The organism is Chryseobacterium sp. CBo1 (genome assembly GCF_001693475.1).
Lineage (GTDB): Bacteria > Bacteroidota > Bacteroidia > Flavobacteriales > Weeksellaceae > Chryseobacterium > Chryseobacterium formosense.
Genome location: NZ_MAUH01000023.1, coordinates 81157 through 101781, shown reverse-complemented (window position 1 = coordinate 101781; position 20625 = coordinate 81157). Strand labels below are relative to the sequence as shown.

General features: G+C 35.2%; 19 protein-coding genes. 11 read left to right on the top strand and 8 right to left on the bottom strand.

Translation table 11 applies throughout. The features are described 5' to 3' along the window. Positions 1-258 precede the first annotated feature (258 nt). Together BA768_RS13070 and BA768_RS13060 are read left to right on the top strand one after the other, a co-directional pair. Positions 259-2163 (top strand): AAA family ATPase, encoded by a 1905-nt coding sequence (locus tag BA768_RS13070; RefSeq protein WP_065721109.1) that lies wholly within the window; start codon positions 259-261, stop codon positions 2161-2163. Between the two features lie 567 nt (positions 2164-2730). Then, entirely contained in the window at positions 2731-3423 is a 693-nt protein-coding gene (locus tag BA768_RS13060) for a hypothetical protein (RefSeq protein WP_065721107.1), read from the top strand. A gap of 622 nt (positions 3424-4045) precedes the next feature. On the opposite strand, the gene alaS is transcribed toward BA768_RS13060, so the two are convergent. Continuing rightward, on the bottom strand, positions 4046-6649 hold the full coding sequence (gene alaS / locus BA768_RS13055; RefSeq protein WP_065721106.1) for an alanine--tRNA ligase: 2604 nt from the start codon (positions 6647-6649) through the stop codon (positions 4046-4048). A 68-nt stretch (positions 6650-6717) separates the two neighbouring features. Then, complete coding sequence (locus BA768_RS21310) at positions 6718-6873, bottom strand: hypothetical protein (protein WP_165571794.1); 156 nt, start codon at positions 6871-6873, stop codon at positions 6718-6720. A 183-nt stretch (positions 6874-7056) separates the two neighbouring features. On the opposite strand from BA768_RS21310, the gene BA768_RS13045 reads away from it, so the two are divergent. From BA768_RS13045 to msrB, 3 genes are all read left to right on the top strand, one after another. After that, positions 7057-7611, top strand: coding sequence for an RNA polymerase sigma factor (locus BA768_RS13045; protein ID WP_065721104.1), 555 nt, complete (start codon positions 7057-7059; stop codon positions 7609-7611). Positions 7612-7623: 12 nt separating this feature from the next. Further along, positions 7624-7896, top strand: a complete 273-nt coding sequence (locus tag BA768_RS13040) for a hypothetical protein (protein ID WP_065721103.1) — start codon at positions 7624-7626, stop codon at positions 7894-7896. Between the two features lie 344 nt (positions 7897-8240). After that, entirely contained in the window at positions 8241-9335 is a 1095-nt protein-coding gene (msrB, locus tag BA768_RS13035; protein WP_065721184.1) for a peptide-methionine (R)-S-oxide reductase MsrB, read from the top strand. A 50-nt stretch (positions 9336-9385) separates the two neighbouring features. Here msrB and BA768_RS13030 read toward each other — a convergent pair whose 3' ends face one another. Beyond that, positions 9386-10063 carry a hypothetical protein gene (locus BA768_RS13030; RefSeq protein WP_083206677.1) on the bottom strand — a complete coding sequence of 226 codons (678 nt, stop codon included), beginning with the start codon at positions 10061-10063 and terminating at the stop codon, positions 9386-9388. 266 nt (positions 10064-10329) lie between these two features. On the opposite strand from BA768_RS13030, the gene BA768_RS13025 reads away from it, so the two are divergent. Genes BA768_RS13025 through BA768_RS13015 form a run of 4 tightly spaced genes read left to right on the top strand, consistent with a single transcriptional unit; the run spans position 10330 to position 14148 of the window. Further along, the gene (locus BA768_RS13025; RefSeq protein ID WP_065721101.1) at positions 10330-10923 is read left to right on the top strand and encodes a (2Fe-2S)-binding protein; all 594 of its coding nucleotides are present in this window, start codon (positions 10330-10332) and stop codon (positions 10921-10923) included. Beyond that, positions 10920-11471: an FAD binding domain-containing protein gene (locus BA768_RS21520; RefSeq protein ID WP_228388424.1), complete on the top strand. Its 552-nt coding sequence runs from the start codon at positions 10920-10922 to the stop codon at positions 11469-11471. Before BA768_RS13025 ends, BA768_RS21520 begins: the two co-directional genes overlap by 4 nt. 24 nt (positions 11472-11495) lie before the next feature. Next, complete coding sequence (locus BA768_RS21515; protein ID WP_228388423.1) at positions 11496-11897, top strand: FAD binding domain-containing protein; 402 nt, start codon at positions 11496-11498, stop codon at positions 11895-11897. Positions 11898-11931: 34 nt separating this feature from the next. After that, positions 11932-14148: a xanthine dehydrogenase family protein molybdopterin-binding subunit gene (locus BA768_RS13015; RefSeq protein ID WP_065721100.1), complete on the top strand. Its 2217-nt coding sequence runs from the start codon at positions 11932-11934 to the stop codon at positions 14146-14148. A 126-nt stretch (positions 14149-14274) separates the two neighbouring features. Here the strand turns inward: BA768_RS13015 and BA768_RS13010 are convergent, their stop codons facing one another. The 3 genes from BA768_RS13010 to BA768_RS13000 all read right to left on the bottom strand — a co-directional run bounded on the left by BA768_RS13010 (position 14275) and on the right by BA768_RS13000 (position 15834). Next, positions 14275-14859 (bottom strand): hypothetical protein, encoded by a 585-nt coding sequence (locus tag BA768_RS13010; RefSeq protein WP_065721099.1) that lies wholly within the window; start codon positions 14857-14859, stop codon positions 14275-14277. Between the two features lie 131 nt (positions 14860-14990). Next, entirely contained in the window at positions 14991-15368 is a 378-nt protein-coding gene (locus tag BA768_RS13005; protein ID WP_034678561.1) for an STAS/SEC14 domain-containing protein, read from the bottom strand. Between the two features lie 109 nt (positions 15369-15477). Then, a complete protein-coding gene (locus BA768_RS13000) occupies positions 15478-15834 on the bottom strand; it encodes a hypothetical protein (RefSeq protein WP_065721098.1) in 357 nt (118 codons plus the stop codon). Between the two features lie 86 nt (positions 15835-15920). Between BA768_RS13000 and BA768_RS12995 the strand changes: the two genes are divergently transcribed. Beyond that, positions 15921-16199 carry a DUF1294 domain-containing protein gene (locus BA768_RS12995; protein WP_065721097.1) on the top strand — a complete coding sequence of 93 codons (279 nt, stop codon included), beginning with the start codon at positions 15921-15923 and terminating at the stop codon, positions 16197-16199. Between the two features lie 119 nt (positions 16200-16318). Continuing rightward, a complete protein-coding gene (locus BA768_RS12990) occupies positions 16319-16870 on the top strand; it encodes a type 1 glutamine amidotransferase domain-containing protein (RefSeq protein ID WP_065721096.1) in 552 nt (183 codons plus the stop codon). 112 nt (positions 16871-16982) lie between these two features. Here the strand turns inward: BA768_RS12990 and BA768_RS12985 are convergent, their stop codons facing one another. Both BA768_RS12985 and metQ read right to left on the bottom strand, forming a co-directional pair. Continuing rightward, on the bottom strand, positions 16983-19244 hold the full coding sequence (locus BA768_RS12985) for a glycoside hydrolase family 3 C-terminal domain-containing protein (protein WP_065721095.1): 2262 nt from the start codon (positions 19242-19244) through the stop codon (positions 16983-16985). Positions 19245-19699: 455 nt separating this feature from the next. Then, on the bottom strand, positions 19700-20506 hold the full coding sequence (metQ, locus tag BA768_RS12980) for a methionine ABC transporter substrate-binding lipoprotein MetQ (protein WP_065721094.1): 807 nt from the start codon (positions 20504-20506) through the stop codon (positions 19700-19702). Between the last annotated feature and the right edge of the window lie 119 nt (positions 20507-20625).

Below are 20625 nucleotides of genomic sequence, written 5' to 3'. Positions count from 1 at the left end.
TTATTTAAGAGTTTTTAAGGGTTTTATATTTAATACTATTTCTACTGTTGACAACTTCCGTCAGTTCGAATAGAAATTTTTTGAAGAAAAATTTTGTATCGAGACCATGAATAATCAGTTTTTTCATTTGAGTTTGAAATATATTTTATTCTTAGTAGATAATTATTTACTTTAGCATAATTAGTCTAGATTGAAAAGTTAATCAAAATCAATATTTTTAAATTAGAAAATTGTTAAAACATTATTATTTATTACAAGATGAAGAAAGAATCCATTATAGAATTAATAGGTGTAAAAAGAAATGAAGTAAATACTATCCAAGAATGCTTTGAAGCAAATGCCTTAAAAGAAGTGTTTTCAAAATTTTATGATTCGCTGAATGCAGTACAAAATTATTTAACGAAAATTGAAGAAGACTTAGAAAATGATTTAGTTCCAGAATTTTTTTTCCAAAAAATCCAGCATAATATTCAAAGTATTAATTTACAACCAATTTATGTAAACTGTATACCTGATGATGTTGGGTACAATACATATAAGATTTCACAATTGAACCAAACCATACCTACTACACAGTTGAACATTGATAATTTATATGCATCATATATTTTTTTTAGTGATTTAAATTTTATACAAGAAAATACGGTGATTGTAGGAGCAAATGGGTCAGGAAAGTCAACATTAACATCAAGTCTAAAAACAGTAATTGATGAAAGAGATGGCATAGTAATTCCAGCGCAAAAGCTTCTTATTGTTCCTACATTTGATAGCACACCAAATTTTAATAGTTCCTCTGACGAATATGACAAATATCAAAAAAATTATTCTGAAGGAAAAACTACATATAACGCAACTCAGACGAATGATGTTCCTTATCAAGATGTGTTAAAGTATGGTGCAGAATACAAATACGTTCTGAAGACGTTGCTTGCTGAAAAAGGTTTTATTAGAAATGTTTATTGTAATAAAGTAGAAAAGGGAGAGCCTGTAAAAAAAGAAGAATTAAAAAGTAAACTTGATCGAGCTAGTGAAATTTGGAACAGTTTGATAGAGCATAGATTACTTTTCAGTGATGAAAGTAATAATTTAATGATTAAAGATTTACAGAGTGAAGAAATTTATCCTGCTTTTAAAATGAGTGACGGAGAAAAAAACATCCTTTATCTAATTGGAAGAATACTTCTCTCTCCAGTTAATGCTTTGATTATTATTGACGAACCTGAAATGTATTTACATAAATCAATAGTTAATAAATTATGGGATAGTCTTGAAAATGAAAGAAAAGACTGCATTTTCGTTTATTTAACTCACGATTTGGATTTTGCATCCTCGAGGAAAGCGAATAAATTCTGGATAAAAGATTTCTCATTCCCAAATAAATGGGATATCCAGACAATCCCAGAAAATGAAATTCCGGAAAATATATTAATGAAACTACTGGGAAGTAGAAAAAAGATTTTATTTTGTGAAGGCAAGATGGATAGTCTTGATACTAAAATTTTTGAGATAATATTTAATGACTTTACAATAGCACCAGTACAAAGCTGTTCTCATGTTATAAATTATGTACGTGCTTTCAATAAAATTCAAATGAAAAATACCCTGGCAATTGGAATTATTGATCGTGATTTCAGAGTGCAAGACCAATTGACAAAACTAGAAACTGAAAACATTTTTAGTTATTCCGTGGCAGAAGTTGAGAATCTTTTTTTACTCAAAGAGTTTGTTTTAAAATTTGCAGAGCACAAAAAAGAAGTTATTGATTTTGATCAGCTTGAAGAAAAAGTTATAAAAATGTTGCTGAGGGATAGAGAACTACAGTCTTCAAATTATTTATCATCCTTTATAAATTATAATTTTAGTGAATCACATGTAAAAAAAGGGAACACCGAAGCAGAAGTTAATAAAAATCTAAAAGATTTTATTAACACTATTAATTTGAATAGATTATATACTGAGCGAACAGTTTTAATTGATAGTATTATCTCGGGTAAAAAATATGACGAAGCAATTAAAATATATAATAATAAAGGTCTTTTAGGTTGTGTAGAAGAATTACTAGGTTTTAGATCAGGAACATATAGAAAAAAAGCCCTTGATTTTTTGAAAGATCAAAAAGATGCAAAGGAAATAATTAAGAAATCTTTTAAAGTAGAGCATTAAAGATATATGGGTTTATAGATTATAAATTTATTTGAATGGAAATATTAAACCTCGCCCACCCGCGAGGTTTTTCCATTTCAAAAAAACATTCTCTCAATCCCATACTATTCAAAAATATTTTTATATTTGTCTGAAGAACAACAAAAAACAAAATGATGATATTTAAAAATAATCCCGCAGTTCATGCGCAGGTTTCCGGCACCATCGGATCCCACAACAATCCAAATTCTAAACAACAACGTTTTAACCCCAAAACCCGATAAAGCATTCCGTTTGATCGTTCAGGAAGTTTGAAGACCGATTCAAACGTTCAGAAAAGGCGCTGAAGCGTTCCGTTGAGGAAATCAACCCTTCCGAAAGGTCGTTCAGGTGTTCTGTAAAGGCAATCAACCATTCCGAAGAGCCCGTCAAGTACTCCGAAGAGCCGTTCAACCGTTCCGAAGAGCCAATCAAGTACAATTTATTATTTATCAGTGCTTTACAGGGTTTTTGTAAAAGCTGATGCATGAGTGCAAATGAGAAATTGAGATTTCAGAACTATATTTTAAACACAAAAACAAATCCATTATGAAAAAAGAACAGGTAGTACGTAATTTCAAATTAGCAGATTCCGTATTGAAACAAAAAGCAGATGAATTCATCGCTCTCATCGACAGAGATATTGCCGAATTCACCGACCGTGGCTACAGTCCCGCAAAAAAGACCGAACTGATGACTGCCCGAAGTACCGTAGACAGTTTTCCAAGCGATGAACAGCTCGAAGCCATCAAAATCAATCTCACCGAGCAGAAAGATACCGCCCGAAAAGCCCTCGAAAAATCCATGCGCAGTATTTTCAATATGGCAGAAAATGTTTTCGGGCAATTCAGTGCCAAATACAAGGAATTCGGCAATGCCTTAATCAGTCAGCAAAGCGATGCCGAGATTGTCCGTGTCGCCAAAATCATGAGCGGCACCGCAGAAAAGTACCTTACCGAACTTTCGGAAGAAGGTCTTACCCAGGATAAAATCAACACCCTCATTACCCAACGCGACGCGCTGGATCTCGCCATCGATGCACAGGCTCAGGGAATTTCCGACCGTGATGTTGCCGCCGAAGGTAGGGTAGAAGCCCTAAATATCCTGTACCAACTGCTCACCAAATACGCAGGCATCGGTCAGGATATTTTCTACGAAACCAACGAAGCCAAATACAATGACTACATCATCTACGACACCCCAAGCGGTTTGCCGGAAGTACCACCGACGGATCCGGTGTAATTTGATAAATCATTTAAATCAAGTTATAAATTCACCACGGTGTATTCATTAATAAAAATATATTCCAGCTTGTTTGTCATTGACTATGTCGAATCTTTGATTTCCGTAGGAATCTAAACTTTTTAATGTGATTGAGATGTTGAGATTCCTACGGAATGACAAAGTGAGTGCTAATTTCTTTTAAAATAGTTCGAAATGAAAATTAGTATTCAAGCATTCATTCAATAGGGTCGGGCTTTAGCCCGACTATAAATGTTTTCACAGGAAAGGCTTTAGCCAAAACCTATTATTTCGGCTAAAGCCAATCTTCTTATGTCGTTTGAAGGATGGGTTAAAACCCATCGCTATTAATTAAAGTTAATGAATGTCCTTTTTTAAACATAATGGTAAAATTAGCAGTCATTTTGTCATTGACTACGTCGAATCATAGATTTCCGAAGGAATCTAAACTGCTTTGTTTTCAGTGTGTTGAGATTCCTGCGGAATGACAAACAAGCCGTTAAAAACCAAGTTATTATTGATTACGGACATTCGTATTAAAGTTCAGAAAATTCCAATGTAATAGAAATAAAAAGCAGCTGTCGTTACGACAGCTGCTTTTTTAATTTATACTTTAGAATAATTAAACATTCAAAGCCTTCTGGTATGCATTTTCCAGACCATCAAGATTTTTTCCGCCTGCTGTTGCAAAGCCCGGATTTCCGCCGCCGCCACCTTGGATTTCTTTTGCTAAATCTTTTACGATGGTTCCGGCTTGATAACTTGCTGCCAAATCATCTGAAACACCAACGGTAATCATGGGTTTTCCGTCTGCATCAGAAAGAATGATCGTTACTGAAGTTGGGATTTCTTTCTTCAACTGGAACACGATATCTTTTACAGAACCTGCATCAAGAGAGGTTTTCTTTACTAAAAGTTGCTTGTCACCTTTGTGTTCGTAAGCGTTTTTCCAGTCACCGATTTCGCCTTTCGCTTTTTCTTTTTTGAATGCTTCAACTTCGGATTTCAATGATACGTTTTCTTCGATTAATTTCTCGATAGATTTCACAACATCTTTAGATTTTAGCAATTGAGAAAGTTCAGTAATCTGTTTTTCTAAATTTTTAAAATATTCTGCAGATTTATCACCTGAAATCGCTTCAATTCTTCTGATTCCCGCTGCTGCAGAGCTTTCAGAAACAATTTTGAAATGACCAATTTCGCTGGTGTTTTTCACGTGAGTTCCACCACAAAGCTCTTTTGAACTTCCAAACTGGATCATTCTCACACTGTCTCCATATTTTTCACCAAACAAGGCCATCGCACCTTTGTCAATCGCTTCTTGAATTGGAATATTTCTGAATTCCTGTAAAGCAATACTTTCTTTGATTTTAGTATTCACTTTTTCTTCAACCAAAGCCAGTTCTTCTTCCGTCATTTTATTGAAATGGGAGAAATCAAAACGAAGATAATCTGGACCAACGTAAGAACCTTTCTGCTCAACGTGCGTTCCTAAAACTTCTCTTAAAGCTTCATGCAACAAATGTGTAACAGAGTGATTTGCCTGAGAGTTTTTTCTGTCGGTTGCATTTACTTTAGCATAAAAAACAGCACCTGCATCTTTCGGAAGCCCGCTGATTAAAGAAATAATCAATCCGTTTTCTTTTTTAGTTTCTAAAACTTCAAAGCTTTCGGTAGCATTTTCAAGGACACCTTTATCTCCGATTTGTCCACCACCTTCCGGATAGAAAGGCGATTCGCTCAACACCACCTGATAAAATTCTCCGTCTTTATTTTCTACTTTTCTGTATCTTGTAATGTAGGTTTCAGATTCAAATTTATCGTAACCAACAAAGTTTTCTTCTCTTTCTTCTAAAGTTACCCAATCATAAACTTTCTGGGCAGAATCCGCTTTTGAACGTTGCTTTTGTTCATTTAAAGCTTGTTCAAATCCTTTTTCGTCGATGGTTAAACCTTTTTCCTCTGCAATGATTCTTGTTAAATCATCCGGGAAACCATACGTATCGTATAATTCAAAAACTTCTTCTGTTGGCAATACTTTTTTACCTTCAGAAATCGTCTGCTGAATTAATTTATCAACTCGGATTAATCCTGTTTCAATCGTTCTTAAGAAAGATTCTTCCTCACTTTTAATTACTTCCGTAACTAAAGTTCCCTGTTTTTCAAGCTCTGGGAAAAATTTACCCATTTGTTCCTGAAGAACAGCAACCAACTGATATAGGAAAGGTTCTTTTCTGTCTAAAAAACGATAAGCATAAGAAATTCCTCTTCTCAAAATTCTTCTGATCACATAACCCGCTCCTCCGTTTGAAGGCAGCTGTCCGTCTGCAATTGCAAACGAAACGGCTCTGATGTGGTCAACCACAACACGAATGGCGATGTCTTTTTCGTTTGTTAAAATTCCTGTATATTTTTTACCTGAAAGCTCTTCAACCTTAGCAATTAGAGGAGTAAAAACATCGGTGTCATAATTGGATTCTTTTTGCTGTAAAGCCATACAAAGACGCTCGAATCCCATTCCGGTATCGATATGTTTTGCCGGAAGATTTTCCAGAGAACCGTCTGCTTTTCTGTTGAACTGCATGAAAACGAGATTCCAGATTTCTACCACTTGTGGATGGTCGTTGTTCACCAATTCCAAACCTGAAACTTTTACTTTTTCTTCAGCACTTCTCAAATCAACGTGGATTTCTGAACACGGTCCACAAGGTCCGCTTGCACCCATTTCCCAGAAATTATCTTTCTTGTTTCCGTTGATAATTCGGTCTTCAGAAATAAACTGTTTCCACAAATCGTAAGCTTCTGTATCTCTTTCAAGATTTTCTTTTTCGTCTCCTTCAAAAATGGTTACGTAAAGATTTTCTTTCGGAATTCCGTATACTTCAGTCAGTAATTCCCAAGCCCAAGTAATCGCTTCTTTTTTGAAATAATCACCAAAAGACCAGTTCCCAAGCATTTCAAACATCGTATGGTGATAGGTGTCGCGACCTACATCATCCAAATCATTATGCTTTCCGGAAACTCTTAAACATTTCTGCGTATCGGCAATTCTTGAAGCTTTAGGCTCTTTATAACCTAAAAAATAATCTTTGAACTGCGTCATTCCCGAGTTGGAAAACATTAAGGTCGGATCATCTTTCAGCACAATCGGTGCAGAAGGAACGATAAGATGTTCTTTTGATTGAAAGTAGTCTAAAAACTTTTGTCTTATTTCCTGTGAAGTCATTTTATATAGAGCTTTGCTTTTTAAATTTTTGATAAGATGCAAATTTAATGTTTTTAGCTGATTTAGTTTTAAATATTTTTTAGGAGCTCTTTCCCGCTTTCCGCACTCGCTATTTCGTATGTTTCTACGGCGTGGCGAAGCCACGCCGTAGAAACATACGAAATGAGCTCAAACAAAGCTGCAATCGGGGCTAGGATTTTGGTTGTTATTACAATTTTTGTCATTTCGACGAAGGAGAAATCTAAATTCAACTATTTTGAGTACGCATACAAAAACCACCCCGTCAAAAATTCTTTCGAATTTTCGCCACCCCTCCAAGGGAGGGGAATTTTGATGCCGTATATTTTTTTGCTATTTGCCTTTTAACTTATTATCTTCGTTACGATCTGAAAAGATAAAAGTTTAGCATGACAAAAAATGAAACCCTCAAAAGCTGGATCGAGCAATACTCAGAAGCATTGTTAAGACGTGCTGTTTATCTGGTTTCAGATAAAGTGGAGGCGGAAGATCTTGTTCAGGAGGTTTTTATTTCGGCTTTTTCGTCGTTTGATTCTTTTGAAGGGAAAAGCAAACCTTTAACCTGGTTGATGACGATTCTTAGTTATAAAGTCGCTGATTTTTACCGAAAAAAATATAAATCGGAACCGGAAATTAAACTCGACCATTTTTTTGAAGAAAACGGTTCTTGGAGAAATAATGACGTTTTAAATAACTGGAACACAGAAAATAGAGAAGCCGAGCTTCTTGACGATAGGGATTTTAATCAAGCATTAGAGAATTGTCTTGAAGATTTACCTTCCAGATGGAAGATTCCGGTGAAAATGTATTATCTTGAAGAAAAAAAAGCACCGGAAGTAAGTCAGGAATTGAATATTTCTACGACTAATCTATGGAAGATTCTGCAAAGAAGCAGAATGCAGTTGAGAGAATGTCTGGAATTTAACTGGTTTGCAAAGTCATAAATGATTTAAAAGATGCTAAGAAAACTAATCCATATTATATTTTTACCATGCAGTGAGGCGACTTTACTGATGGAAAAACGAAATGCAGAAAAAATTTCCTCAAAAGAAAACTGGAAATTGTCTTTGCATTTAAAAATCTGTAAATGGTGCAGAGCTTACAAACAGAAATTGGAAATTTTAGACGATATTCTGAAAAGAAAGATTGCTCAGGAAAATAGTACTAAAATTAATGATTCTGAAATTCAGTCATTTAAAGATAAAATGATTAAAAATTTAGATATTTAATAAAATTTTTGTCAGGATTTTGAATTTGTTCCGACTATACTTTTGAAAACGACAAAGTATTAATTCAAATCTTAAAAAAATGAACGGAACGATCTTAAAATTAACCAAGACAATCGAGATATTAAACACTCGATGATGAATTTCATTCTCAATGAAAGTTCTCCTTATTTTAAAACCACATTTCAACATTCATCGTATATAATTCTAGGTAAATTAAAGGTAATTTCACTATTGTTTTAATAGAAATTATCAGTAATTGATCATGATTTATAGTCCGAAATTTGCAATAAGAATTGCGGATTTTAATTGAACAAAAAAAAATTAAAATGAATAAAAAGATAAAAATGAAAAACATATTTATATTACTCGGAATGATTCTGAGTATAGCAGTATTTGCAACAAGCTGTGGAGATTCAAAGAAACTGAAATCCACAGAAACTAAAAAAGAAAATGAGACCATTATGGACAACAAAAATGTAAAAGAAGTTTATTTTGCAGGCGGATGTTTTTGGGGAACTGAACATTTTTTTCAACAAATTCGTGGCGTGGTAGGAACGGAAGTAGGATATGCGAACGGAAACAAGAAAAATCCGACTTACGAGGAAGTAATCAGCCATACAACAGGTTTTGCAGAAACCGTAAAAGTAAAATACGATCCCGAACAGGTTGATCTTACACTTTTAATTGATCTTTATTTTAAAACAATCGATCCTACAAGTTTAAACAAGCAGGGAAATGACAGAGGAGATCAGTACAGAACCGGAATTTATTCTACCGATAAAGAAACAGAGGCAATCGTAAAGCAGGAAGTGGCAAAATTAGCTAAAAATTACAGCAAGCCTATTTTAGTAGAAACGATTCCGTTGAAAAATTTCTACAGTGCTGAAGATTATCATCAGGATTATTTAGATAAAAATCCGGGAGGTTACTGCCATATCGAACCGGGACTTTTTGAAATGGCGAAAAATGCAAATCCTCCTAAAAAATTAACGAAATATCAAAAGCAGGACAAAAACGTTTTGAAACAGAAACTGACTTCTGAACAGTATAACGTAACCCAGGAAAATGCTACGGAAATGCCTTTCAAAAATGAATATTGGGATGAGACAAGAGAAGGAATTTATGTGGATATTACAACCGGTGAACCATTATTTATTTCGACCGATAAGTTTGAATCTGGTTGCGGATGGCCAAGTTTTTCAAAACCGATTAGCCAGAAACTGATTGACGAAAAAGTGGATAATACAGTTGGAATGACGAGAACCGAGGTGAGAAGTAAAACCGGAGATGCACATTTGGGACATGTTTTCGATGACGGACCAAAAGATAAAGGCGGATTGAGATACTGCATCAATTCAGCATCTTTGAAATTTATTCCCAAAGCTGAAATGAAAGACAAAGGTTACGGAGATTATATTTCTCTTTTAGATAAGAAATAAGTGTCTTATAAAGTAAAATGAAAGGACTGTCGAAAGGCAGTCTTTTTTGTTTAAGATAGTTGAAACCTTTCTTTAATGCTCAGCATCGACATATTTAGGAATAATAAAAAACCAAAAATTATGGGAAAGCTTCCTTTGGGAAGTTGAACAATTTTTTCTGAAAAGGTATTTACAAATTTTCTGTCTGCGAAGTCATTCAGATAATTCCAGATATTTTTATTTGGCGCATCAACGATTTCAACAATTTCGATACACATTTGCACATTATCAGTATTTACCCCTTGTTGTGGTACGCTATAATTTGTACTTGCAACCAAGTTTCCGCTTTCCAAATCTATACCGTAATATTCATGCTTTGAAATATGAAAATCATTCAATAATGATACAAAATCGCCGTATGTATTGTTTTTATTTAAAACAAATTCAATTCCTTTGTTTTCTGAATTTTGGTTCCTGAATTTTCTGATTTCTGAAATATATAAATCAGAATTCTTTTTTGCTTCATTACCGCTAACAGTTATTTTCGAATAATGGTCACGTTGTAAAGGCAAGAAATTTCCGATACTATTTTCTTCCTGATTGATATTTGCATTTTTATCTTTTGAAGGAAGTTGTACATCAATAACATTGGTTACTGTGAAGTCGATGTAGGGTGTAAAGCAATACCAGAGCAAAACAGGAAGTAGCAACGCACTGATTAATCCCGGAACATAATAAATTTTTCTCATGGCAATAATTTGCAGAAACCGAATGAAAGTTTTAAGCCAAATCTAAGTAATAAAACAAACTGTATTTTTCATCGAAAAGATAATGATTTCAATGTCAGTTTCTGTTATTTTGTTTATCTCTAAATTAGTTTTAAACCTTAATTACGATTGATTATTTAAGTATATTTGAAAGATATGATGTTTTTATTTAAAGATAAAAGATTTTTTCAATTTTTCATTTAAATACAAAAATACATCATACAATTTGAATTTAAAATTCTACTGCAATGCCTGAAAAATCAAATTACAGCAGAAGGCTCTTCCTCAAAACTTCTGCAATGGCCGCTTTATTGGCTGCAATACCATCGTCAGTCAAAGCTTTTTACAATGATGTGAAAACGTTTATACTTCCCAGAAAAACCGTAGTTCCCGTAAAAATCTCTGTCAATAAAAAATCATACGAACTGAAAAGTGATTCCCGTACAACACTTTTAGATGTCTTAAGAGAAGATTTAAATCTTACAGGAACGAAAAAAGGCTGTGATCACGGTCAATGTGGAGCTTGTACAGTTCATATTGACGGAGAAAGAGCTTTAAGCTGTCTTACTTTGGCGGTGATGGTTCCCGGAAAGGAAGTGACAACAATTGAAGGTCTTGCCGATGGAGAAAAACTTCATCCGATGCAGGAAGCTTTTATTGAATGTGACGGTTTTCAATGCGGATATTGTACTCCGGGACAGATTATGTCTGCCGTTGCCTGTGTGAACGAAGGTCATACCAATTCGGTAGAAGAAATAAAAGAATTTATGAGCGGAAATCTCTGCCGTTGCGGAGCCTATAACGGAATTGTTCAATCTATCCAAAAAGTTGCAGCACGATGAAACCTTATACTTTTGAAAAAGCAGCCAATACAAATGCTGCATTACGCTCGAAAAATGAAAAAGCACATTTTGTTGCAGGCGGTACGAACTTGGTTGACCTTCTGAAAAAAAACATTGCTCAACCGGATGCTTTGATAGACATTACGTCAGCTGTTTCCAGTGAAATCGTTGTGTCGAAAAAGAACATCAGCATCGGCGGAATGGTTCGGAATACGGCATTAACAACCGATAAAAATATTCTGCAAAATACACCACTGATTGCAAAAGCAGTTTTGGCAGGAGCTTCACCGCAGATTCGAAATATGGCAAGTACGGCAGGAAACTTATTGCAGCGTACAAGATGTGTCTATTTTTACGACATCACAATGCCTTGTAATAAGAGAAATCCTGGAAGCGGTTGCAGTGCGTTGAAGGGTGAGAACAGCATGAGTGCTTTGGTAGGTTATAATGAACATTGTGTTGCGGTGCATCCTTCCGATTTATGTGTCGGACTTGCAGCTCTTGATGCTGAGGTTTTTGCAACTTCTGAAAACAAAAAGAAAATATGAATTCCTTTTAAAGATTTTCATAAGTTGCCGGAAAATACACCTTCACTGGATAATACACTTCCTCAAAATGCATTAATTACGCATATTGAAATTCCGATAGGACCTTTCTCTAAAAACTTTGCGTATGTGAAACTTCGTGAGCGTACATCGTATGCTTTTGCATTGGTTTCGGTTGCTTCGGCTTTGCATCTGGAAGGTGATAAAATTATTGAAGCAAGATTAGCTTCAGGTGGAGTTGCACACAAACCTTGGCGCTGGTATGAAGCGGAGAATTATCTGAAAGGAAAGAAAGCTTCCGCTGAAACTTTTGCAAAAGCAGCTTCCATAACAACAGAAAATATTAAACCACTTTCAAAAAACGGATATAAAATTCCGATGCTGAAAGGTGCAATTGAAACGGCTTTACAAAACAGCTTGAAATCTTAAATAAGTAAAGAGTATTTAATTTAAAATTAAAAGAATGGGATTTTTTGACGAAACAGAAAAGTATCCAATTCCTGTTGATGGAAGGGTAGAAGCTTTGGCGAAAGTAACTGGAAAAGGAAAATATGCTGCAGAATATGAAGTAGAAAATGTTTGTTATGCTGTATTGGTGACAAGTGAAATTCCTTCAGGGAAGATTAAATCTTTACAGCTTGATCTGGCAAAACAGGCAGAAGGAGTTTTAGATATTATTTCACATCTTAAAAAACCTGCAGTCCCCGGATTTGCAGATGAAACAAAAATAAAAGAATCAAAATTCGGATTACCGGTTTTTCATACCGATACGATTTATTTCAAAGGTCAACCGATTGCTCTGGTTATTGCCAATACTTTCGAAGAAGCGGTGTATGCAGCCTCTTTGGTAAAAGCAGATTATGAAAAAGCCCCTTTCGAAGTTGATTTTAATAAAGCAAGAATTAATACAGAATTAAAACCTGCCGGAAAAGAAAGAGGAAGCCTTGAAACCTGGAAAAATCTTCCGTTTTCGGTGGAGCAGGAATATAATATCGCAGAAGAAGTTCATAACCCGATGGAAATGCACGCAACGATTGCACAATGGGATGGAAACAAATTGAAATTATACGACAAGAATCAGGGGGTTAATGGTGTTCAGAAAACGATTTCAGGATTATTTAATTTACCGGCAGATAATATACAGGTTTTTAGCGAATTTGTAGGTGGAGGTTTTGGTTCAGGCTTAAAAGTATGGCCTCATGTTTTGGCTGCCGTTTTAGGAGCGAAACAGGTTAATCGGCCTGTGAAATTGATGTTGACAAGACCTCAGATGTTTCATTCTGTTGGTTACAGACCTGCTTCGTGGCAGAAAATAAAATTGGGCGCAGATTCTACAGGAAAGATTCAAGGAATACATCATCAGGCAAAAAATGGATGTGCTATTTATGATCCTTTCAGTGACGGAATTACCCGTGTAACAAGATTAATTTATCAGTTTGATAATCTAAAAACAGAAAATGCTGTCGTTCCGCTCAATCTCAGTGCGCCAACCTGGATGCGTGGTCCGGGAGACTGTACAGGAGATTTTGCTGTGGAATCAGCGATGGATGAATTGAGTTATCAGCTTAAAATGGACCCGGTCGAACTGAGATATAAGAATTTAGCTTTAGATAAAAACCCGGATACAGGTTTGCCTTGGTCAACGAATTATTTAAAAGAAGCTATCCAAAAAGGAGCTGAAATGATTGGCTGGAATCAAAGAAAAGCAGTTCCAAATTCACAAACGGAAGGTGACTGGAAAATTGGCTATGGAATGGCAGTCGGAATGTGGAATGCCGGAAGAAATAAAGCCAGTGCAGGAATTATCATGGATAAGGAAGGAAATATTATCCTTCAAACTGCAATGACTGATATTGGCACGGGAACGGGAACAGGAATGCTGAACATTCTGCACGACGCTACAGGGATTTCAAAATCAAAAATTAAAATACAGCTAGGAAACTCAGATTTGCCTCCTGCAGGAAGTCAGGGCGGAAGTACAGGGATGTCTTCCATCAGTGGAGCCGTGGTTGCGGTAATTGATGTTTTAAAACTAAAACTTTCAGAATATGTTACAAAATTAGATTCGGCTTATAAAAATGCTATAGCAAAAGATATCATTCTTTCTGATACCGGAGTTTCTCTGAAAACAGCGGGTCAGCGTTTTGTTCCGTATCAGAAAATCTGGGAAGCAAATAATCTTATGCTTATTGATGTAGATGCAAGTTCAGGTCCGGGAGACGAAAGGTCAAAATACTCATTCTGCTCTTCAGCAGCACATTTCTGCAAGGTAAAAGTTAATTCTAAAACAGGGAAAATCGTTGTAGAAAAAATGGTTGCTGTCGTTGATGGCGGAAAAGTTATTAATCCGAAGCCCGCAACCAATCAGATTACGGGTGCTGCAGTAGGGGGAATTGGTATGGCGTTAATGGAAAAACAATTAATTGACGAAAGATTGGGAAGCTTGGTTGGAAATGATCTTGCTGGTTATCATTTTCCTGTGAATGCAGATGCGCCGATTATTGAGGTTGCATTTATTAACAAACCCGATCCAAACATCAATCCGAGTGGGGCAAAAGGTTTGGGAGAAGTTGGAATTATCGGAGTTGCTCCTGCGATTGCCAATGCAGTTTTTAATGCGACAGGAAAACGTTTCAGAGATTTGCCGATTACGCCTGAAAAGTTTTTTGCTCAATCTTAAAATACAGCTTTGTTTATAATTTATCAGTTCAATAGAGATAAACCTCAGCAATCATAAGCTGAGGTTTTTGATCTTTTATTATTATACCCATCGAAGGTTTTTAATTCTTATTTTCTGCTAATTTGATTATTGACTAATTTCAGCGTTAAATGATTTGATGTTATCTAAAGTAGGTAGTGTGTTCACTGTGATTTCTCTCTGATTTTTTTTCGATTTTTTCGAACCCGTTTTTTTGGTAATTTCTGTTATCGTTCCGGCGATTAAATCAGTTTTTGTTTCGATAGTTGCATTTTCGTCCGATTTAATTTTAAAAACAGAAATAAGCTCAAATTTTCCTTTGTTGTGGCGGAAAGTCTGTTCCTGTTTTTCACCATTTATTTCTTTAGAAATAACAAGATTGTTGTTTTCTACACGAATATCCGGAATCTGATTACTGTTGTTTTCTCCTTCATGATTTTGTGGCTCAAATACCTCTGTAGAACTGAATGCAGATTTGAATTTTCTGTCCGATCCCAGAAAAAATATCTGAAGTCTTAATGGCCGTTTTGCATTGGAAGTATCTTCTGAAAGGATAATCTTATCCTGCAATCCGTCTTTGTTCAGGTCACCGATAGCTTGTTTTATAAGAGTGAAACTATTTTTATTGCCTTGTTGCTGGGCGAAAATTTGTGTTGCTAAGAAAAGGGATAAAAAAATAAATGTTTTTTTCATGGTTGTGAAACGGTATGGCTGTTTTTTGTTTGAATAACTAAACTACAAAAAAAATATGATTCTCAATACGGAGTTTTAACTTTTAAAAATTTTATGAATCAATAAAAAAGGACGCATTAAGCGCCCTTGTGTTATTCTTTATATTCCGGTTCATTACCATTGTTGCACCAATAGAGTGCGTTGTAGACATTGTCCTTCGGAAAAAATTTAAAGTTTGAAAATCCCGGAATATCCGTAAATTTCTGTATTTCGTTATCATTGCTTACAATAGCGGCACGGTTGTAGTGTGAGATATTGTTAATCTCGGAAAGAGAACTTTTGAGCCAGGATTTTACATCAGTATTGGTAAAATCAGTGTCTAGATATAAAAGATAATTCAGTTCGTCGAACTTTTCAACTTTATTTCTTACGTGGGGAATAACCAGATTATCAAAATCTTCTCGGTTAATTTCGCCTGTAGCATTGAATGCAGCTACGTTTTCGGGTGCATCATTAAGTATCGTAATCATAATAATATAATTTTGGTGGTGAGATTGACTAAACAATAATCAAACCATAAATTATTTTTGATATAAATTTGATTTAAATAATATGTTATGATTAAAAAAAAGTGCATTTTTAATTTAAAAATTCACCATTACTAATTCTTACACAGTACTCGCTTCCTAAGTATAGAGGATTGCCGTGTTTTTCAGACCAAAAACCATCCAGAATATCTTTAGTAATGCATCGGTAAACGGCAACACCTTTATAAATTTTACCATCTTCACCTTCATAATTAAAATTAATGACCAAAATCTCATCTTTGTAAAAGCCAGTACCATTTTGAATATGGTCACCAATCATCCATTGTGCGACAATACGATTATTTTCGTCAAGAGATAATGTCAGAATACCTTGGTAACTGATATGATTTTCTGCTTCCTGATTGCTTCCCTGAACGGAATAGTTACCCACCAGATCTTCTATTGTCATTGATTCATTTTAAAAAAACAAATTTAAAAACTTTTAGACGATGATAATAAGAATGCGGTTTTCGTTTTTATATTTAGATTTGCGATATGTTATATTTTCTTTTAATCATTAATCTCATCACTTTCATCATTTTTTCGTTGGATAAATGGAAGGCAACCAAACATAAAAGAAGAATTTCAGAATTTAATTTATTGATTCTCACTTTTTTTGGAGGTACAGTAGGAGCAATTTCGGCCATGCTCATATTCAGACATAAGATTTCTAAGAGAAGCTTTTTGTGGAAGTTTTTTGAAATTATTCTATTGCAGATCCTGATTGTTGTTGGATATTTTAAATTTTTGCCCGAAAATTTAAATTTGCTATAAAAACCAATAATCAGGAACTAAAAACCGAAAACCAATTTAACATTTTTTAAATACCACATCCTCGTACCACGGCATTATATTTTCTTAGTTATAGGCATTAACACCAAAAATAAAATATTATGTCTAAGAAAATTGCAATTTTAGCAACCAACGGATTTGAAGAAAGCGAATTGAAATCTCCGAAAGAACATCTGGAACAACAGGGTTGGACAGCACACATTGTGAGTCCTAAATCCGGAACCATCAAAGCATGGGCTGAAAAGGATTGGGGAAAAGAGTATACCGTTGACAAAACTTTGGATGAGGTTTCTGCTTCAGAATATGATGCACTTGTACTTCCGGGCGGAGTTATTAATCCCGATCAGCTACGAACCAATGAAACAGCTTTGTCTTTTGTTCAGGATTTTTTTAATCAGCATAAACCGGTCGCAGCAATCTGTCACGGGCCGCAAATTTTAATCAGTGCAGATGCTGTGAATGGCAGAAAAATGACTTCTGTAAACTCGATCAGCATTGATCTTAAAAATGCCGGAGCAGTTTGGGAAGATAGTGAAGTAGTGGTCGATAACGGATTGGTAACCAGCCGTACTCCTGAAGATCTTCCTGCTTTTAATGCAAAAATGGTTGAAGAAATTAATGAAGGGAAGCATGAGGATCAGAATCTAAATTAATTTACAGATGAAATATTAATTTTTTTTGAATTAAATTTCAGGATATTAAATAAAAATCCCCAAGGCTCGAATAGTCATGGGGATTTCTGTTAATATGAGTAAAATAAAGGAATTACTGGAGGGTAAATTTCACTTTTGTTTTAATTGCATCAGAGGAATTTCCGATCTGCGCTTCAAAATCTCCAGGTTCTGCAACCCAGTCGTGCTTTTGGGCATCAAAAAAGCTTAACGCTGTTTTGTCGATCGTAAATGTGACTTCTTTTTGTTCACCAGGATTTAAAAATACTTTCTCAAAACCTTTCAGCTCTTTTGCAGGACGCTCAACAGACGATTTTATATCGGTAATATAAAGTTGTGCAACTTCAGCACCAGCTTTTTTACCGGTATTTTTCACGGTTACAGTGAAGGTAATTTTATCATTCTGAGTCATTGTAGATTTATCAGCTTTTGCTTTTCCGAACTCAAAAGTGGTGTAGCTTAAACCGTGACCGAAACTAAATAATGGCTTGATCTTTTTCGTGTCATGCCAACGATAACCTACAAAAATTCCTTCGTTGTATTTGATGTTAATAGGGTTTTTCTGGTCTTTTCCTTTTCCTGCAGCCAATTCTTCTTTATTTCCCGGATATTCTCCCATTGCATGAGAAGAATTATCTTCCAGTTTTACGGGGAAAGTAAATGGAAGTTTTCCTGAAGGGTTTGCATCACCTGCTAAAATTGAAGCAATAGAATTTCCTGCTTCAGAACCTAAATACCAACCCTGAACAATTGAAGGAACTTCCTTAATCCACGGCATTGCAACGGCATTTCCGGTTACCAGAACGACAGTGAAATTTTTATTGGCTTTTGCCAAAGCTGAAATCACATTATCCTGATTGTAAGGAAGTCCGTAGCTTTTTCTGTCGTTTCCTTCACTATCCTGGAAATCTGCTTTGTTTAAACCTCCAACGAAAATTACATAGTCAGATTTTTTAGCCAACTCAACGGCTTCATTCAATAATTCTTCAGGCGAGCGGCTGTCTTTTAAATCCTGTCCTGATTTTACACCATTATATTCACCGCCGATATCTCCTACATAACCTCTTGCGTACTGTATATCAGAGTTTTTACCGAATTTCGCTTTAATTCCGTCTAAAGGTAATGTTTCGTATTTTACTTTTAATGAAGATGAACCACCGCCAACAGTCATCACTTTGATAGCATTTTCACCAATAACGGCAATTTTTTTAGATTTATTAATGTCGATAGGAAGTACATTTCCCTGGTTTTTTAACAAAACAATTCCTTCTTCACCGATTTCTTTTGCAACCGCTTTATGTTCGTCAGAAGCAATGTTTCCGAAAGGTTTCTTGGTATTCATTGTTGTTTTGTAAGCCAAACGCAAAAGTCTTGTCACTTTATCATCAAGCTCTTTGGTACCCACTTTCCCTGATTTAATTAAATCTAAATAGGGTTTTGCTAAATAATAATTGTCGTAAGCATTTCTGGTTCCGGCAGAAAGACCGTTTGTCCAGCTTCCGAATTCTACGTCTAAACCATTATGAATTGCCTGTTCGGTATTATTCACTGCACCCCAGTCTGAAACAACCACGCCTTTGTATTTCCATTCTCCTTTAAGAATATCATTTAAAAGATATTGGTTCTGACTTGCGTACTGATTTTTGTACATATCATAGGCTCCCATAATTGTCCAAGAATCTCCTTCAGTCACGGCAGCTTTGAAAGGCGGAAGATAAATTTCATATAACGTTCTGTCGTCAACAATCACATTGCTCGTATGACGGAACATTTCCTGATTGTTTAAGGCAAAATGCTTTACAGAAGTGGCCACTCCGTTAGATTGAACTCCCTGAATGTAAGGAACCACCATTTTTGAAGTTAAATAGGGATCTTCTCCCATATATTCGAAATTTCTTCCATTGAGTGGAGTTCTGTAAATGTTTACTCCGGGACCTAAAAGAATATCTTTCTTACGGTATCTTGCTTCTTCGCCTAAAGCTTTTCCGTAATTCCATGACATTTTTTTGTTCCATGTTGCGGATAAAGCAGTAAGAGCTGGGTAGGCGATGATGGAGTCATTCGTCCAGCCGGCCTGGTCCCATTCATCCCACATTACTTCAGGGCGAACTCCATGCGGACCGTCGGTTGTCCAGAATTCAGGAATTCCCAATCTTGGAACTCCAGGTGAACTGAATTTTGACTGTGCGTGAAGCATGGCCACTTTTTCTTCCAGTGTCATTCTGGAAAGTGCATCCTGAATTCTCTGTTCAACAGGTTTTGATTCATCCAAATAAACAGGAACCGTCGTATTTTGAGCCATAGCAGAGGCAGATATAAGCGTAAACAAACTTAGAATTACAGTTTTCTTCAACATAAAAAACTTTTTATTGATTGTTTACAAAAATAGGGAAAATATTTATTTTCTCAAATTGAGATAATATATTTTTCAACAAATGGTTATTTATAACCAATACTTATAAGGAGATTAGACCAGTTTTTTAGCTCTCGCAGATTTTATGGATTACACAGATGGGAAATCTATTTCATTTAAATAATCAAAAAGATAATTTTTAAACCTTAAAGTATAATGTGTTTAAGTTTAAAAACAAAAAACACCGCTTCGGAGGCAAAGGTTTTTCCGAAACGATGTTTACATATAATAATAGAATCTCTTGCAGGTTCAGGGTTTAGTATTCAATGTTTAAAGTTTTGGGATGAAATATTCAAGGTTTCAGATTATTCTCACTACCGGTCTTTTTGCTTTCGCAAAAATCCACCCTTTCAGAGAAGGGGAATTTAAAAGCCATCAACTATCAACCAACAACATGACTACCAACCTTTGATAGCACCACCTTTGAAAATCTCTCTTGCTTTATCTTCCACTTCTTTAGACTGATAGGCTTTCAGAAAGTTTTTTACTTTATCTACATTTTTATTATCTTCTCTTGAGACCACAACATTCATATACGGCGAATCTTTATCTTCTTTAAAAATTCCATTTTTGTCGGCATCCAATCCGGCTTGAGCGGCAAAATTATTGTTGATAATCGCAATGACCACTTCTTTGTCATCCAAAACTCGCGGAAGTTGTGGTGCTTCAATTTCAAGGATTTTTAGCTGTCTTGGATTTTCAACGATGTCGGTTACTTTTGGTAATAAGCCAACATTGTCTTTTAGTTTTAACAATCCGTTTTTCTGCAAAAGTAGGAGAGAGCGACCGCCATTTGTAGGGTCATTTGGAATAACAATCGTGCTTCCATTCTGAAGTTCACTGATGTTTTTTATCTTTTTGGAATACGCTACAATCGGATATACAAAAGTATTTCCGATAACCGCTAATTTGTAACCACGCTGCTTCGACTGTTCATTCAAATAAGGAACGTGCTGAAAAGCATTAGCATCAATGTCACCGTTATTCAATGCTTCATTGGGAACGACGTAATCGTTGAACGAAACCAGTTCGACTTCAAGATTGTATTTTTCTTTGGCCACTTTTTTAGCAGTTTCTGCAATTTCCTGTTCAGGTCCTGAAGTAATTCCGACTTTAATAAAATTTGGATCATCTTTTTTTGGAGAATTACAAGCTCCAAATAACAGCAATCCCGCTGCTAAACTTAAAATTTTGATATTTTTCATTGTTAATTATTTTTATTTAAATTGTTGGAAGCTGGGTGATGGAAGCTGGATGTTTTGTTTAGTTGTATCAAGGAATAGATTTTCATAATTTACAATCTTCTATTTCTGAAAACGCTATA